The sequence below is a fragment of the Actinomadura soli genome, from assembly GCF_005889715.1.
In the GTDB taxonomy this organism is placed as follows: domain Bacteria; phylum Actinomycetota; class Actinomycetes; order Streptosporangiales; family Streptosporangiaceae; genus Spirillospora; species Spirillospora soli.
The window spans coordinates 29,379-46,102 of the sequence record NZ_VCKW01000010.1 but is presented as its reverse complement, the minus strand read 5'-3'; the positions used below and the strand labels follow the sequence as shown (position 1 = coordinate 46,102).

The following is a 16,724-nucleotide window of genomic DNA, read 5'->3' as shown; positions in this document are numbered from 1 at the left end:
CGGGCCCGGCATCTGCCGATAATCGCTGATGCGTACCCCCATGCTCATGAAGAGCGCCCTCACCGCCGCGCTCGTGGTCGGGCTCGCGGCCCCTGCCGCCGCGTCCGCCCAGGTGACCGGTGGCCACCCGGAGACCTTCGCGCTGCTCGGCGACACCCCGTACGGCGACGCCCAGAGAGCGGTGTTCCCCCGGCTGGTCAAGGACATCAACTCCAGCCCCGGCGTGCGTTACGTGCTGCACGCCGGTGACGTCAAGAACGGATCGTCGACCTGCGACGACGCCCGCTTCGCCGACCTGGCGGGGCTGTTCGGCACCTTCAGGGACCCGTTCGTCCTCACCCCCGGCGACAACGAATGGACCGACTGCCACCGCGCGGCGGCGGGCGGTTACCTGCCGACCGAGCGCTTGCAGGCGGTCCGCCGGGTGTTCTACCCCAGAGTGGGACGCACCCTCGGCCGCCGCTCGATGCCGGTGCGCTCCCAGGCCCTCGACCCCCGGTATACGGACTACCGCGAGAACGTGCTCTTCACCAGCGCCAAGGTCGTCGTCGGCACCGTCCACGTCGTGGGCAGCCAGAACGACCTGGCACCGTGGGCCGAACTCCCCGGGGGCGACCGGCCCGACCTGCGCCTGGCGGAGTTCGAGGCCCGGAAGGCCGCCGCGCTCGACTGGATCGACACCGCCTTCGCTCGGGCCGCCCGTACCCGCGCTCCCGGCGTGCTGCTGATGATGCAGGCGGAGCCCACCGGCACCCCCGGCTTCGCCGACATCCGCGCGCGGATCGTCGAACGCTCCCGCGCCTTCGGCAAGCCGGTCCTGCTCGTGCACGGCGACGAGCACGCGTATGAGGTGGAGCCGGGCTATGCCGGGGTGGCCAACCTGACCCGGCTGGAGACCTTCGGCGACACCGCGGGCAACTGGCTCCGCGTCACCATCGATCCGCGCTCGCCTCAGGTCTTCTCCTGGCAGCCGCGGACGGTGCCCGCTCCGTGACCGTCCCGGAGATCGCCGAGCACCTGACGGCGATCTCCGGCCGGTTCCTCGCCCGGCGGCCATCGCGGAGTCGGCACCATCCGGCAGCGGACCGGGTCACATCTGGGTCACAGCTTCGGGCACCGCGCTGTGACCGTCCATTGGCTAGAAAAACACGGACGGAAGGTGATCACGAAAAGGAGAAGTGCGTGGCTGGTGACGGAGAATGGGACCGGCGTTCGCTGTTGCGGGGCGCCGTCGTGGTGGCCGGTGCCGCCGCGACCACACCGCTGCTGGGCCAGGCGGCCACGGCACGGGCCGACGGCGGTGACGCGGACGCGTTGTTCAAGGCCGGGAATTTCGAGAAGGCCGGCCGCGCGTACGAGGAGATCCTGAAAAAGGACCCCACTAACCTGCACGCGGCCCGCCGGCGCGGTTATGTCGGGCTCCTGGCCAACCGGTTCCCCGACGCTGAGAAATACCTCAAGATGGCCCTTCAGTTGGCACCCGGCGACAGGGACACCAACTACTACCTGGCTGACTGCTATATACGGCAGGACAAATTCTCTCTGTCCGCACCACACTGGCAGGCGATCGGCGAGGACGCCTACGCCAAGTGGTTCGCGGCGGTCCGCGGCGAGGCGTACCAGATCCACGGCGACGTCGGGCGGGTGCCGTTCCAGCAGATGGACCCGATGCCGCTGGTGGAGGCGTCGGTCAACGGCGGACCGCCGAAGCGCTTCGCGTTCTACACCGGCGCCCCGAACCTGGGCGTGACCGCGACGATGGCCAAGGAGGCCGGGCTGAGCCCCGTCGCCAGCCAGAAGATCGATTTCGAGGACGGCGCCGTATGGGCGCACTACGGGGTGCTGGACTCGTTCAAGCTGGGCGGTATCGAACTGCGCAACGTCCCCGTGGGCTGGTGGTCGACGGAGTCGGGCGAGGATGTCGACACCGAGAGCGACGGCATGATCGGCACGTGGGTCTTCTACCACTTGCTGACCACCTTCGACTACGCGGGCCGGTCGCTGATCCTGCGCCGCCGGACCCCCGAATCGGCCAGGAATGCGCGCGCCGCCGCCGCACGGGCGGGCGTCAAGCCCCTCCCGCTCTGGCTGGCCCGTGAGCAGTATGTGCACAGCAGAGGCAGCATCGCGGGCTCCGGCTCACGTGTGGTGGGTGTGAACTTCGGTGGACGGGGCGGCGAGAGCGCCGCGGTCGTGTTCGGCGAAACCGCCGAGCAGTTGCAGATCCGCACCGACCACGACCGTCCGATCGAGACGTTCGCCCAGAGCCACCCGGCCGTCACCTACCCCTGCTACCCGAAGGAGATCCGCCTCGGCGACGCCGTCGCCAAGGAGGTCTACTGCGAGACGAACCCGAAAGCCGTGCTCGCCCCCCATGGGTTCGACGTGCCGGCCGCCTTCTTCCACTGCTTCCACAAGCCCTACAACGTCACCCTCGACTTCACCGACATGAACCTCTACGTCGTCCGCGGCAAGGCCACCTGACCGACCTACCGCATAGGTGTCCCGTTCGCCGGGCGGCTAGCCGTTTTGCGGTGTCGCGATGCGGAGGCGCCGTTCGCCGTCCAGTACGACCGCGCACGGCAGGTTCAGCAGCGTCTCGGCCTGCCCGGCGATGATCGTCGTCGTGTCGGGGTGCGGGTCCCAGCGCGTCCACGTCCCGGGGGCGGTGGAGCGGGTCACCCAGACCTGCTGGTCGTTTCCGATGACCGCTATGAGGCAGCCCGCTGGGTCTGCGGGATCGGGCATGGTTCCGAGGCCGCCGCGGAGGCGGGCGTCGGCCGGCCGTCCGTGCCTCGTCCAGCTCAGGGGGCGTCCCCGCGCCCAGCGGAGGCGCCACACGTGCCCGCTCGGTGCGCCGAGGACCACGATGTCCAGGGCGTCGGAGTCCGCCGGGGCGGTCACGACGTGGACGCCGATCCCGGCGATGAGCGTCTCGGCCGGGTCGGGGGTGCCGAGGAGGTTCCATTTGAACGACCCGCCTCCCGACTCGGCCGAGTCGGCGATCCAGAGGTTCCCGTCCTTGGTGATGACGACGGCCGCCGGCAGCAGTCCCGCCAGGCCGATCGGGGCGGCCGCGCCCACGAACCTCGAGATCAGCTGCCCCTGCGGCCCGCCGCAGTCGATCCAGGGCAGGCCGCCCATGCCCGCGGGGTGCATCCAGATCCGCCCGTCGTCGGCCAGCGCGAACACGGTCGGCTGGCCGCCCGTCAGATCGGCCGGGAACGGCGCGGCGGCCGTCACGATCGACTTGCCGGGGGGAGCGCCGTGGGCGATCCAGGCCCAGCCGCCCCGGGCGCCCCTCATCGCCCACAGGCGCCCGTCGCCGTCGACCACGAACACCCAGGCCGGCGCGACGAATCCGGTGTCGATGTTGAAGACACCGGCGCCCTGGGCGCAGACCGCACCGGACGGGGGCAGGCCGTGGCGGGTCCAGAAGCCGCGCGAGTCGGAGAGGCCGGCGCCCGGGCTCCCCCACCGATCGCAACTCCACAGCGCGCCGTTCGCGTCGATGGCATGGACCACGACGCGGCGCTTGTCGTGAATATCGAGAGCGTCGGTGTAGGCCCCGACGAGCGAAGCCAGCGAACCGGGGCGGCCGTGCTCCTCCCAGCGCACGCCGGTGTCGTCCGACTCGAAGCTCCACAGGCCTGAGTCCGAGGACACGCCGGCGGTCCACACGCGCCGCCGCCCCGCCGCGGCGGTGAGGTCGAGCGCGGCGGCCGGGTCGACGGCGGCTTCGCGCGGTGCGGCTCCCAGGTCCGTCCAGGATCCGGTCAGCGTGCGCGTCCAGATGTGATCGGAGAAGGCGCTGGCGACGACGACCGGCTCGGCGCCGGGTCGCGGGTCCGCGCCCGGGTCCACGACCACGGCCGTTCGGATCAGGTCGGGGCCGGGCGCCTGGCCGAGGTCGGTCCACCGCCAGTCGCGGCCCGAGCCCGTGAGCACCATGGCGTTGTCGTCTCCCCCGACGACGGCGGCGCACGCCTGGAGGCGGCCGTCGGCGTCGCGGAAGCCGGCCGCCGACAGGGACTGGACGAACCCGGCGTCCGGGGGGATGCCGGGGTCGATCCAGGTCCAGAGCGAACCTTCGAGGACGGCGACCCGGAGGGCCTGATCCACGAAGGACTCGCGGTCTATGGTCAGGGCGAACAGGTGCGGCTGCGGCTCCGCCCCGGCCGCGACGGACGCGAGCGTCATCGCGAGTTCCACGCCGATCCAGTCGGCGTCCGTCGGGACGCGCAGCCAGGACGCGCCGGGGCCGGCGTCATGACGTGCCCACGGCCGTCCCGCCGCGCTGGTGGTCACGAGCGTGTGCCGGACGTCCGTGCCGTGCCGCGTGGTGGCCGAGACGATGTCGGACATGTTGAACTTTTCCAGGTCCGGGTCCGGGCCGCCGAGGCGGATCCACGGCCTGCGCCCCGCCCCGGCCGAACGCAGCCACGCGCGGGAGTCGCCCTTGCAGTCGCGGACGAGCACCGCCGGAGCGACGGCGCCCGATCCCCCGGCAGCGGGGAGCAGGGCCACGCCGAGCACGCCGACGGCTCCCGGTGCCCGCCCGGCGTGCTCCCAGCGCCAGCCGGCTCCTTCGCGTCTGCGCAGGTAGAGGTGGCCGCTGGAGGTGCCGGCGGCGATGAGCGCGGCGTCGCCGGCCGCCCGGGCCCAGGTGACCTCGCCGAGCCCGCCGAGATCGGTCCACCGGACGGGCGCCATCAGGCCCGCTCCCCGGTCGCGGCGGTCACGACGTGGACCCGCCGGTCCTCGTCCAGCACCACCGCGCACGGCTTGCCCAGCAGGACGGCCTTCCCCGCGATGACCGTGGCGGCGGTCTGCGGCGGGTCCCAGCGCGTCCATGTCCCGGGCTCGGTGGACCAGGTCACCCAGACCTGCTGGTCGTTTCCGATGACCGCGATGAAGCAGCCCGCCTCGTTCGGAGGGCGCACCGTCCCGACGCCGCCGCGGACGCGTGCGCCGGCCGGACGCCCGTACGCCGTCCATTGCCCAGGCTTTCCAGGCTCCCATCGGTGGCTCCACACCTGCCCGCTCGGTGAGCCGACGACCACGATGTCCACCGCCGGGGAGTCGTCCGCCACGGTCTCGACGCCGATCCCGGCGACGACCTTCTCGGCCGGGGACGGCATGCCCAGATCGCTCCACCGGAAGGAGTCGCCCTCCGGCACGCTGATCCAGAGGTGCCCGTCGCCGGTGACGACGGCGGCGACCGGCCGCGGCCCCGCCTCGCCCTCCGGGGCGGCGGCGCCCACGATCGCGAAGATCAGCTGGCCCTGCGGCACGCCGCGGTCGCTCCAGCGCCAGTCGCCCCCGGAGATGCGGCGCATCCAGAGGCGCCCGTCGTCGCCCAGCACGTGGACGGCGGGCGGGCCTCCGAAGAAGTCGACGCCGACCGGCGCGGCGCCGGTCCTGATCGGCCCGTCGGCGGGGGCGCCGTGGTCCACCCAGGACCAGGCGGCCTCCCCTTCCTCGTCGACGGCCGTCCTCGCCCAGAGACGCCCGTCGCTGCCGACCACGAACACCCAGGTCGGGCGGGGCTCGCTGCCCTCCATGTTGAGCACCCCGACGCCCACGGCGGCCGTGACGCCGGCGGCGGGCGGGCCGTGGTACGTCCAGGTGCCGGTGGGGTTGACGAAACCGTCGGGCCCGTTCAGCCACAGCTGGCAGCTCCACACCGCGCCGTACCCGTCGACGACGTGCATCATGTTCGGGCCGACCGAGACGCCCGGGACCGAGATCACCGGGGCGGGGCAGCCGTGGTCCTCCCACCGCACGCCGGCATCGTCCGACTCGAACGTCCACAGGTCGGACGCCCAGGACACGCCGGCCGCCCACACGCGGCGCCGCCCGTCCGCCGCGACGCCCTCGCGTGCGGTCGCCGGATCGACGACGGCGACGTCCTGCGGCGTGGTCCCGAGATCCGTCCAGGCGCCGGTGCGCGTGCGCGTCCAGATGTGGTGGCCGGCGCGGGCGATGACGACGGGCTCGTCGCCGGGCCGGGGGTCCGGCCCCTTCGCCGCGACGACGGCCGACGCGGGCGCGTACTGGGCGGGCGGCCGCCCGAGATCGGCCCACCGCCAGTCCCGGCCCGAGCCGGTGACCATGCCGACCTTCCCGGTGATCATCTGCCGCACGACCGCGCACGCCCGGAGCCGGCCGCCGCCGTCGCGGACGCTGGTCGCAGATAGCCCGCCGGTCTGCAGGGCGCCCCCTGGCGCCGGGCCGCCCAGATCGATCCAGGTCCAGGCGGAGTCCTCGAGGACGGCGACCCGGAGGCGGGACCCGGCGCCCCCGGGCTGCTGGGCCAGGGCGAAGAAATGCGGCTCCTCCCCGGACGCACCGGACACGAGCGCCGTCGCGAGTTCCACGGCGACCAGCCCGCCGCCGGGCGTGAGCCGGGACCAGGTCGCGCCGGGTTCGACGCCCGGGCGTATCCACGGCCGTCCCGTGGCGCTGCTGACCACGAGGGCCGTGGCCCCACGCGAGGTGCTGACAGTGATGTCGCCGCATTCGGCGAGGAAGGGCAGGTCCTCGTCCGGTGCGACGCCGCCGAGAGCGATCCACGGCGCGGCCCCCGCCTGGCCCGGGCGGTACAGCCAGACCCGGAGGTCGTCCCCGACCACGACCGGTGTGACCGCGTTCGATCCCTCGACGGCGAGCAGAGCGGCGTCGAGCACCTCCACCGCGCCGGGCGGAGTCCCCGCGTGCTCCCAGCGCCACCCGGCTTCCGTGCGTCTGCGCAGGTAGAGATGGCCGCTGGACGTGCCGACGGCGATGACCGCGGCGTCACCGGACGCCCGCGCCCCGGTGACCTCGCTCGGGCTTCCGAGCCTGCTCCACGCGGCGCGCGCCATCAGCGCGTCCGTTCGCGGGGAGGCGTCGTCGAAGGAACCTTCATCGTGGGCGGGCCTCTCTCGGCTGCGGGGTCAACGGATCGTGTAGCGGACGATGAGATAGGGGTCGGCGTCCCGGTCGCGCCGCACGACGGCGTCGTCGGCGGGCACGGCCAGGGTGAACGCGCCCTCCGCGGCCAGTTGGGCGTTGAGCGCGGGCAGCGCGTCGGCGCCCACCGGCGACGGCCCCCGGACGAGGTCGTCGCCGGCGATCCCGTACAGCTCGACCGCGTTCAGCGTGATCGCGGCGGACTGGGTGAGGTACGGGAACCAGCCCTTCTCGATCCGCAGCGGGAGATCCTCTTCGCCCGCCGCGAACGCCGCCCAGTCCGTGGGGAAGTCATGGCGCAGGCTGAACGACCGCGCGAGGGTCCTTTCCTGCGCGGCCGCGAAGCGCTCGCGCAGATCGGCGGCGACGGCGTCGGCCCGCACCCCCGCGCGGGCGGTGTAACCGATGTGCAGGACGGCGTCGGAGATGGTCGTGTAGTCGAACGTGCGCAGGTCGGCGGGCAGGCTCAGCGTCCACTCGCTGATGGCGCCCGCGCCCTCGAACGGCAGGTAGCGGTCGTCGCGCGCGTTCGCGTCGAACAGCCCGGCGTCGCGGACGGCGGTGCTGGTCACGACCGACTCCAGCGCGCCGGGGTAGTCCAGGAACCGCGAGTCCTCGCCCGGGAGCCGCGCGTACCGGCCGTCGATCAGCCCGGGGTCGCGCCGGAGGGAGCTGCGCCGAAGCGACAGCGTGGCCGCGACCGACGTGTAGGGGCCGGTCACGGCGGGCAGGCTGAGCGCCACCGTGCGGACGCGGCGGAAGTAGTGCCCGGGCACTTCCAGGTCGTACAGCCATTCCGGCACGGTGAACTGGCACGTCCCGCGGGACCGCAGTTCGAGCAGGGCCAGCGGGTCGAGCATGCGCAGCGAGACATGCGTGGTCAGTTCGAGCTCGCGCCGGTTGTTCTCCAGGTAGGCCAGCTGCAACCGGACGAGGTCGTGGTGGAGGCGTTCCCCGGCCTGCAGCCCGCGGCGGCCGGTGTCCCAGTGCGAGAAGCCGATGAAGGTCGTGTCGTCGAGCTCGGGACGCATCAGCTCCCGCTTGACCGCCTGCTCGGCGGCGCGCGCGACGTCGACGGCCATCCGGTAGCACTCGGCGAAGCCGCGCGCGACCTCGCCGCGCAGCCACGTGTACAGCTCGGTGTTGGTGTCCTTCGAGGCCAGGAACGCGTCCACCTCCTGGGCCCGCTTGATCTGGTCGCCCGCGGAGTCGTAGTCGCGCCGCGCGACCTGCTCGTGCACGAGCGCGGCGATGAGCTGCCGCCCGTTCTGCATCAGCTCCAGCGCGGCCTGGTTGCTCTGCTGGACGAAGTCGAGGTCCCTGCGCTGGTAGCCGGCGATCTTGGCGGCCCGGCCGCCCTCGTAGACGTCCTGGTCGGCGGCCCCGCGGGTGGCGGAGGCGAGCGTCCGCCCGACGGCCGACAGCAGCGGCCCGCCGAACTCGACGTGGCCGCCGACGCCGAACGGCTCGATGTCGACGCCCATGTTCGGCAGCATGCCGAGCACCCCGTACATGATGTCGATGTCGGTGGCCTCCCGCTGCTTGTCGCGGGCCGCCGGCATGTGGATGTTCAGCTCGGCGTACTCGTTGGCGATCAGGTCCAGCGATCCCTGGCTCTCCGCGCCCGCCTGGACCTGCGGGTCGCCGTCCCTGGCCAGGCGCGGCGCCGGGCGGCTCTCCTGCGCGATCGCGGTGGCGTACCGCCCGACGAGCCGCTGGTGCACCTCGGCGAAGTTCGCCTCGGTCACGGGCAGGCGGGTCAGGCCGACCTCGCGCAGCTTGTCGACCTCGGACTCGGGGCGTCCGAGCAGCAGCTGGAAGTGCCGGTAGCGGGCGAACGTGACGGCGCGCGAGCGCAGCAGCGCCTCGGTGTTCGCCTCGGCCTCCTTCCAGCCGAGGAAGCGGACGTCGCGGGCGAGCCGCGCCATGTCGATCTCGTGGCCCTGCCGCAGCCGCGCGAGCTGCTCGCCGTCGCGCCTGTCCATGGCGGTCAGCATCGCGGCCCCGGCCGACTTGACCTCCGCCGTGATCTCCAGCGCCTTCTGGATCAGCAGCGCGGCCCGTACCGGCGAGGCGGGCGCCCGGGTCCCGGCGACGGCTCCGGCGATGTCGACGCCCGCCGCGGTGGCGCGGGACAGCAGGCCCGGATCGAGGGCGGGCGCGAACAGCGAGAGCCTGCGCACGGCCCCGGTGATGTCCTGGCAGTTGCGGATCTTGAACAGCCGGTCGGCGACGGTGTCCCAGTAGCCGACCAGCCGGTCGTTGCGCGGAACGCAGAAATAGAGGCTGCGCCCGATGCCGAGCAGCGCGGTCCCGCCGGTGCCCGCCCCGGGCGCCCCGGGCGGCGGCGTCCGGGCGAACGGAAGCTGGTTCTCCAGCTCCACCAGCGCGTTCGAGAACGCGCCGAGCCCGGCCTCCTTGAGCCGGCGGTAGCTCATCCGCGGCGCGGACCGGTGCCGGGGCACCTCCGCGGGACGCGGGCCGAGGATGTTCCCGGCCAGCACGTACAGCTGGGTCGCCTCGTTGACCGATTCGGCGGTGTCGAGGCGGAACAGGCTGTCGCCCCAGGCGATGAGGTTCTCCAGGTACTTCATCACCACGTAGTACTGGTAGGCGACCACGCGGGTGCGGGCCACCCGGTGCGGCCTGAACGGTTCGCGGCGCAGCGCCTCGTAGCTCAGCGCCGCCGAGGCCAGCAGGATCCGTTCCTCGGGGCCGAGCTCGGACGGCGGACGGCTCAGCACGGCCACCAGCTCGTCCACCCTCGGCATGTCGCCCGGCCGCGGATTGCGGAACCGCACGAACTTCCAGAACCGGTCGGGCACGGGCGTACCGGTGTCGGTGTTGGTCGGGTCGAAGACGTGGTGGAACCAGCGCTGGGCCTCGGCGAAGCGCTGGTTCTTGCTCAGGTGGACGGCGATGGTCACCGGCGCGTGGAAGAACAGCTCCCAGTTGTAGACGGAGTACGGGCCGGCCTCGCCGACGTCGATGTTCTTCGGGGACGAGGTGACCTCGAAGCTCGCGTCCCCGCCGGGCGCGGCCGGGTCGTTCGGCTTGTAGATCTGGCCGAAGAACGGCTCGGAGACCTGCTGGACCGCCAGGTCGAGCAGCCCGTCGACCGACTGCTGGTTCAGCCGTTCCACCAGCATCCCCACGTACGGGTGGAAGTGGTTCTCGAACACGAAGGACTTCGTGTCAGCCATGGCTGAGCCTCTCGACCTCGAACGTCTCGAATGAGGGGAACACCGGCGGCGCGACCAGCGGCCCGGGGAAGAGCCCGAACGGCTGCGGCGGCACCGGGTCGGTGGGGTCGGGATGGACGTAGAACACGTGCCTGCGGTCCTGGAAGAAGAACGGGGCCCGGTGCGGGTCCTTCAGCCGGTGCATCGGGCCGATGGCCTGGTAGGGCGACTGGGCCTCGCCCAGGACCGCGAGCTGGTGGAACGGGTCGTCGCTGTAGCTGACGATGAGCGGGCCCGTGGTGGAGAACTGCCGGTCGGCCGGGAAGCCCGGCGAGCCGATGGTGTCGTCCTGTTTGCGGACCGGCAGGCTGTGGGTGGTGTAGAGACGGAAATGGGAGTTGCCCGTCCCGCCCGGGCTGGGGTTGAGCACGATGATGCCGAGGCTGTCGCGGACGCCGGTGCCGTCGGCCCTGATGTCCGAGGCCAGGCTCAGCGTCAGCGGATCGCCGATCACGCTGAACTCGGCGCCCAGGTCGATCGGCCGGTCGGGGTCGGACGTGCGCGGCGACTGCCACCGGCCGTTGTAGTACTCGCTCCAGAACAGGCTCACGGTCAGGGACGCCGTCGGGCGGAGGGTCAGGTCCCGCAGGGCCAGGTCCGCCAGCCGGGTCTGCTTCGGGGTGTTCGCGGCGAACTCGCCGGGCCGCCTGCCGTCGGGCTGCTTGGAGACCTTCAGCCAGAACAGCAGGAACCGGCCCTTCCAGATGACCGGGAGCACGGGGTCGTCCGGGACGTCGACGTTGACCCGCTCCCACGGCCGCCAGGTCCCGTCGAGGGTCCGGTGGAAGTAGGCGCGCTTCGCGCCGGACGTGCGTCCGATGACGTGCACCACCGGGTCGGGGACGCCGGTGCCCGCGGCGACGCGCTCGTCGACGTGCATGCCGGCGATCTCCAGGTTCGCCACCTCGTCGAGCCGCTCCAGGTAATGCCCGAGCGCGGTGGCGGCGGCCTGGTCGGTGATGTCGGACTGGAGCAGCTCGGACTCCAGCTCCCGGAAGAACGGCGACTTGTCGTCGCGCAGATCGGGGTCGAGCCAGTTCTCCGGGAAGAGGAACACCCTGCGGTTGGCCTCCCAGATCCGGTAGCGCTTCATCGCCTCCCAGCGCCGCGGATCGACCGCCTCCGGCGGGACGTCGGGTTCCAGGTTGAGCAGCAGCCGCGCGACGAACAGCTGCACCGTCGAGATCGCCTGGGCGATGCGGGACGTCGTCATGCACGGGTCCATCTGCACGTCGACGAGCAGCTTCTCGTAGAGCTGGTCGGGGGAGGTGAACCCGCCCGTGACCTCGTCGGCGTCCAGGTCGGGGTCGGGGTTCTCCAGGTGCAGGACCCGCGCGACCAGCGCGTCGCGGGCCGCGCGGCGCAGCTCGTTGTGGACGGGGCGCACCGCCTCCGCCCACGCGGCGTCGTCGTGGCGTGCGCGGATGCCGTCCCGGACGTCGCGGACGTCCTGCGCCGACGGCGTGGTGCGGATCGTCCTGCCGAGCGTGCTCACCGGAAGCGCGACCTTGCCGACCAGGTCCAGGACGTCGGCCACCCGGCCCAGGCCGTCGACGCCGCGCAGCGCGACGCCGTCCAGCCCCAGGTGGGCGGCGGCGTCGGCCACGATCGGCGGCGTGACACCGCTGAGCGCCGCGACCACGTCGGGCGGCGGGGCCGGTGCGGAGCCGTCGAGCAGGTCGATGATCGCGGTGTCGGTGACCGCCCAGCGCTCGCACAGCCGCCGGTACCGGGCGAGGCCGGCGACGGCCCGCACCAGCGTCTGCGAAGCGGCGGCACCCGCCGGGGCCGGAACCGCCGAGAGCCAGCCGCTGCCGCCGATCCGATGCTCCGGTGAGCGGGCGAAGAAGCGCAGCTCGCGGATCGAGAGCCCGAACGCGGCCGCCAGTTCGAGGGCCGCCAGCAGCCGCCGGTATCCGCTGGTGAACGCGGCGACCGCGTCCGCGGGGCAGCACGCGGCGCCGGGCAGCACCACCTGGGCGACCCCCTCGGCCCGCCACCGCAGGCTCAGCCTCGCGTTCAGCTCGGTGGCGGTCAGTTCGAGCCGCACCGGGCGACCGGCGACGAGATCCACCGGGGCCGTCGCCGTCCAGGTCCCGCCATCGCGCCGCAGCGGGACCGCCCGGCCGTCGGCCTGGAGGGTGACCGCGGAGCCGTCCGACTCGATCGACAGCACGTAGGCGCCCGAGACGGGCGGATCGACGAACGCGGCCCAGATCCCGCTGAGCGGTCCGTTGGGGATTCCGGCCGCGTCCCGCAGCGCGGCCGCGCCCGGACCGTAGTCGGCTCGCGGGGCGAGCGCGGTCCGTGCCGGGGCCCCGGCGGCCGGGCCCGCCACCGGGCCCGCCCAGAAGCGCGCGCTCAGGCCGGTGGCGGTCACGGCGGCCAGGTCGTCGCCCACCGATCGCGGCGCCGCCGACCCCGGCAGGGCGGCGGCGTCATGGACGAACGCCGCGAGGTCACCGGGGTCCGTGCCGGTCGCGGCGCCGAGCACCTCGCCGAGCCGGCGGCGTCGCAGGGCGGGCAGCAGCGCGTCCAGCAGGGCCTCCCCCAGGGCGGCGCGCCGGGCCTCGCCGCCCGGGTCGGCGGGGTCGTCGGGCGTCGCGGACCAGACGCGCCAGCGCTCCGCCAGGACCGGGTTGGCGCGGAGCAGCGGCAGGTACTCGGCCTGCCCGGCGTTGACCAGCCGCGCGACGGCGTCGGCCAGGCCCGCCGGGAGGCCCGGCAGGGCCGTGACCTCGGCTGCCGCCTCCGGGGTCAGGACGCCGCGATGGATCAGCAGCGAGCGGGCCGCGTCGTAGGAGAGGCGCGGCGCGGCCGCGAGCACCGGGCCCGCGAGGGACGGCTGGTCCTGGTGGTAGGCGGTCGTGTAGGTCGAGACCCCCGCGAGCAGGCCGAGGAACGCGTCGCCGACATCCGGCGGGAACACCGAGGTCAGGACGGTCCGCAGCGCCGCCTCGCTCCACTGCCCGCCGCCCGGCGCGCGGTGGTCGGCGAGCGCGGTGCGGACCGGGCGGAGGACGTCCATGACCGCCCCGTCCGGGACGGTGTCCGTGCCGAGCGCCAGCGCCGTGAGGCGTCCGACGGGGAGGCCCGAGCCGCGGATCGACCGGACGAGGCGGATCAGCTTCAGGAAGTCGGGGTCGGGCCCGTCCAGCGGCGCGAAGGGCTGCCAGCCGGTCGCCTCGATCAGGCTGACCAGCTCGGTCACCCCCACCCGCAGGACGCGGGCCAGGTACCCGTAGCGGTACAGGAGGCTGATCGAGGCGACCGACAGCGGAGTGGCGGGGCCGGCGCCCGCCGCGCGCACGACGACGGCGAACTCGCCGGCGGTGAGCTTCAACGCGGCCTGGAGGGCCGGGGCGTGGTCGAGCAGCTTCGCGTCCGGCCGTGCCGGTGGGCCGCCGTCCGGGCCGGGGCCGAACACCGGGTCCGCCCCGAGCAGCGTGGAGGTGAGGAACAGCGTGCGGTACGGGGCGTCCGGGCCGCGCTCCCCCAGCGGCGCGAAGCAGCCGAGCAGCCAGGGCAGGTCGTCGCCGGCGTCGAGCCCGAGCAGGTCCACGGCCTCCAGCAGGTGCCCGAGCCGGATCAGGACGGTGTCGAACCCGGTGTCGAGGGCGCGCCGGACCTCGGCGGCGGACGCCGTGACCGGGATCGGGGCGGGCCAGAGCGCGGCGACGACGTCGTCCGTGCGCTCGATGCTCCAGCCGAGCCGGGAGCGCAGCCGGGCGAACCGCGCGATCGCCAGCAGGTCGACCGCCCGGAGCCGGTTGCGCGCCGGGTCGGGCAGCGCCCGCCGCAGCTCCAGCGACGCGAACCCGCCGGTCGAGTCGCCCGCCGGGGGCTCCGCTCCGGTGGGATCGGTGAGCACGACGAGGTTCATGATCCGGTCGTGCCGGGCGGCGAGCCAGGCGACGACGTCCCCGCCGAACGGCGCGGTGTCCAGGCCCGGCGGCAGCATCGCCCGGAACTGCGCCGGGGTGATCGTCCCGGCGCGCAGCGCCTGGATCGCGGGAAGCCCGACGCGCAGGGCGCTGAGGGGGACGAGCAGGGCGGCATCGGGGTTGACGAACCGCGTCCGGACGAGGCTCACGATCTCCGCCGGGCTGATGCCGAGACGGCGGGCGAGCCGGCGGGCGTTCCCCACGCCTACGACGAGCTGCGCCTCCGTCACCCGCGCCGGGTCGTCGCCGTAGAGCGCCTGCGGGGTGACCCCCGGCCCGCACAGCACGTCCCGTTCGGCGGGGCCGACGCCCACCCGTTCCCGGACGATGTCGCTCCGCGACCGGCCGCCGGCGTCGTCGGCGGCGAGCACGGACATCGCGTCGGCGAGCGTCGACTCCACACGGGCCAGGTAGGCGCGCAGGGCGGCGAGGCGCTGGTCCCACGGCAGCGGCAGCGGGTATGGCAGGGCGCGCAGGGCCGTGTAGGCGGCCTCGTCCACGAACTGCGGCGACGCGAGCAACTCGGCCGTGCTGGTGCCCGGCGCCACGTCGTGGCCCCGGTATCCGTCGATCGAGGCGTGCACGACGACGTGCTCCAGGATCTCGTTCACCAGATCGACGTACGGCAGCTCGACCTCGGTGTTCTCGCAGCTCAGCGCGATGTGCTGCAGGTCGGGCCGGCGCTGCAGCAGGACGTCGAGCGGCTTGCGGCCGGTGGGCGCCGGTGGTTCGACGTCGAGGAACTCGAGCAGGTCGACCAGGTAGGCGGCCGGGCTCAGGACCGACTCGCAGTGCTCGCAGGCGCCGGTGTCGCCGGGCCCGAACAGCGTCTCCAGGTTCGGCAGCCTCCGCACGGCCGCCAATCCCGCGGTCTCGGCCACGGCGAGGGCCCTGGCCCCGGGGCCGGTCAGGGCGGCCGGTCCGCCGCGCGGTACCGCGAACACCTCGGGCGCCGCCCTGCCGACCAGGAAGCTGGTGGCCGTGGCGAGGGCGGCGCTGTGCACCTGGTCGCTGCGCCGGAACGTCTCGCGGGCGGCGTCCTCGCCGCCGAGCGCGGACCCGAACCGCGCGGCGAACGCCTCCTCGCCGTGCAGCGCCACCTCGCGGGCGGAGCCGATGCCGAGCGCGCGCAGCCCGCGCACCGCCTCCGGCGTCGGGGCGACGGCGACGACCCGCTGGAGGGCGGCCACCTCGTCCCGTACCGGGGGCGCCAGCTCGATCGCCCGCTCGCCGAGGAAGTCGTCGATGGGATGGACGGCCAGCTCGAACCGGTCGTGGTGTTCGGCGAGGAAACCGGCCACGGCGCGGCCGGTCCCCTCCGGGCCGCCGACCGGGAGCGTCCCCTCGGCCACCTCGGCGCCGAGCACGGCGGTCGGATGCCGCAGCCGCAGCTCCTCGGCCAGAAGCCGCGCGTAGGCGTCGCGCCGGGCGTCCTCGTCCTCGCCCGGGACGTCGTCGGGAACGGGCACGTCGGCGGTGAGGTCCTGCCGCCATCGCTCCGCCCGGTGGTACCCGGCGGCCACGAGGTCGCCGACCCGCGACGGGGCGGGACCGTCGTGGAGCCTGGCGATCAGCGGGGCGTTGTTGCGGGTCAGGCCGGCGAGCGCGCCGTCGAGTTCCAGGCGGTCGGCGCCGTCCGGGAACTCCTCGCGCACCCGCGACCACAGGGCCTCGGGCGCGCCGCGGTGCTCGCGGTAGATCTGGGCGAAGCGGTGCCGGTCGGCCTCGTCGGGCAGGGCCGGGCGCAGCAGGTCGTCCAGGCGGCCGTCGCCGGCCCCGCCCGGCAGGTCGAGGACGGCCCGGCCGGCGAGACCGCGGACCGCGTCGAGGCTCGCCGGGACCTCCGCCGCCAGCTCCGGCGCGATGATCCCCTGCTCGGCGGCGCGCGACCAGACGGTCTCGATCACCTCGGCCGGCGCGAGCGCCCACAACCGCGGGCCCGCGGGCAGCCCGGCCCGGTAGAGGGCGTAGTGCAGCGGCGCGGGGATGCCGGTGCTCGCGGCCTCCCGGTCGGCGAGCGAGGCCATCGCGACGGCGCGGGCGTCCCATCCGCTCTTGGCGGCGGCGAACGTCACGTCCCGGCGTTCGGTGTTCTCCACGAACCCGGCCAGGCCGATGCCGTCTCCGCCCGCGCCGTTCCCGCCCGCGTCGGCCAGCCCGCGCGCGATGTCGGCGACCAGGCGGCTGTGCTCGTCGAGGACGGGCACCGCGTCCGCCGGGACCTCGACGTCGACCAGCTCGCGCGGGCCCGCGTCGAAGCGCGGCGCGGAACGGGCGAGCACCCCTCCCTCCGCCGCGGCTCCGCGCCGTCCGGCGCCGTCGGCGGGCCTCCGGACGACCCGCACGACGAGGTCCAGGCTCGCCCCGGGGCCCGACCGGACCGGCTCCGGATCGTAGGCCAGCGCAAACCCGCCGTCCGGCCGGACCTCGGCCGTGCCGATCGGGTGCTCGCCGCCCAGCCGCAGGTCGACGACCTCCACGGCGACGCCCGCGGTGACGGGAGACCCCGCGTCGTCGCGCACCGTCCCGCCGATGTGGAAACTCGTCCCCGCCGAATCGGACGCCGTCACGAAACCCACCGCCT

At 74.1% G+C, this 16,724-nt stretch carries 6 protein-coding genes; 2 read left to right on the top strand and 4 right to left on the bottom strand.

Annotation, left to right across the window (positions count from 1 at the left end; translation table 11 throughout):
* Window positions 1-46: 46 nt before the first annotated feature.
* Both ETD83_RS03480 and ETD83_RS03475 read left to right on the top strand, forming a co-directional pair.
* Complete coding sequence (locus ETD83_RS03480; protein WP_205717473.1) at window positions 47-994, top strand: metallophosphoesterase; 948 nt, start codon at window positions 47-49, stop codon at window positions 992-994.
* Window positions 995-1,182: 188 nt separating this feature from the next.
* Complete coding sequence (locus ETD83_RS03475) at window positions 1,183-2,484, top strand: aspartyl protease family protein (protein ID WP_138643570.1); 1,302 nt, start codon at window positions 1,183-1,185, stop codon at window positions 2,482-2,484.
* Window positions 2,485-2,520: 36 nt separating this feature from the next.
* Here the strand turns inward: ETD83_RS03475 and ETD83_RS03470 are convergent, their stop codons facing one another.
* The 4 genes from ETD83_RS03470 to ETD83_RS03455 form a co-directional block, all read right to left on the bottom strand.
* Complete coding sequence (locus ETD83_RS03470) at window positions 2,521-4,713, bottom strand: hypothetical protein (RefSeq protein WP_138643569.1); 2,193 nt, start codon at window positions 4,711-4,713, stop codon at window positions 2,521-2,523.
* Entirely contained in the window at window positions 4,713-6,866 is a 2,154-nt protein-coding gene (locus tag ETD83_RS03465; protein WP_138643568.1) for a hypothetical protein, read from the bottom strand. Before ETD83_RS03465 ends, ETD83_RS03470 begins: the two co-directional genes overlap by 1 nt.
* 72 nt (window positions 6,867-6,938) lie before the next feature.
* Window positions 6,939-10,157: a Tc toxin subunit A-related protein gene (locus tag ETD83_RS03460; protein WP_138643567.1), complete on the bottom strand. Its 3,219-nt coding sequence runs from the start codon at window positions 10,155-10,157 to the stop codon at window positions 6,939-6,941.
* On the bottom strand, window positions 10,150-16,710 hold the full coding sequence (locus ETD83_RS03455; protein ID WP_138643566.1) for a neuraminidase-like domain-containing protein: 6,561 nt from the start codon (window positions 16,708-16,710) through the stop codon (window positions 10,150-10,152). Before ETD83_RS03455 ends, ETD83_RS03460 begins: the two co-directional genes overlap by 8 nt.
* Window positions 16,711-16,724: the final 14 nt, after the last annotated feature.

Bases quoted from the DNA above. Each gene is read 5' to 3' on its own strand.
- ETD83_RS03465 (WP_138643568.1), bottom strand. From the start codon at position 6,866: ATGGCGCGCGCCGCGTGGAGCAGGCTCGGAAGCCCGAGCGAGGTCACC.
- ETD83_RS03480 (WP_205717473.1), top strand. From the start codon at position 47: ATGAAGAGCGCCCTCACCGCCGCGCTCGTGGTCGGGCTCGCGGCCCCT.
- ETD83_RS03460 (WP_138643567.1), bottom strand. From the start codon at position 10,157: ATGGCTGACACGAAGTCCTTCGTGTTCGAGAACCACTTCCACCCGTAC.
- ETD83_RS03470 (WP_138643569.1), bottom strand. From the start codon at position 4,713: ATGGCGCCCGTCCGGTGGACCGATCTCGGCGGGCTCGGCGAGGTCACC.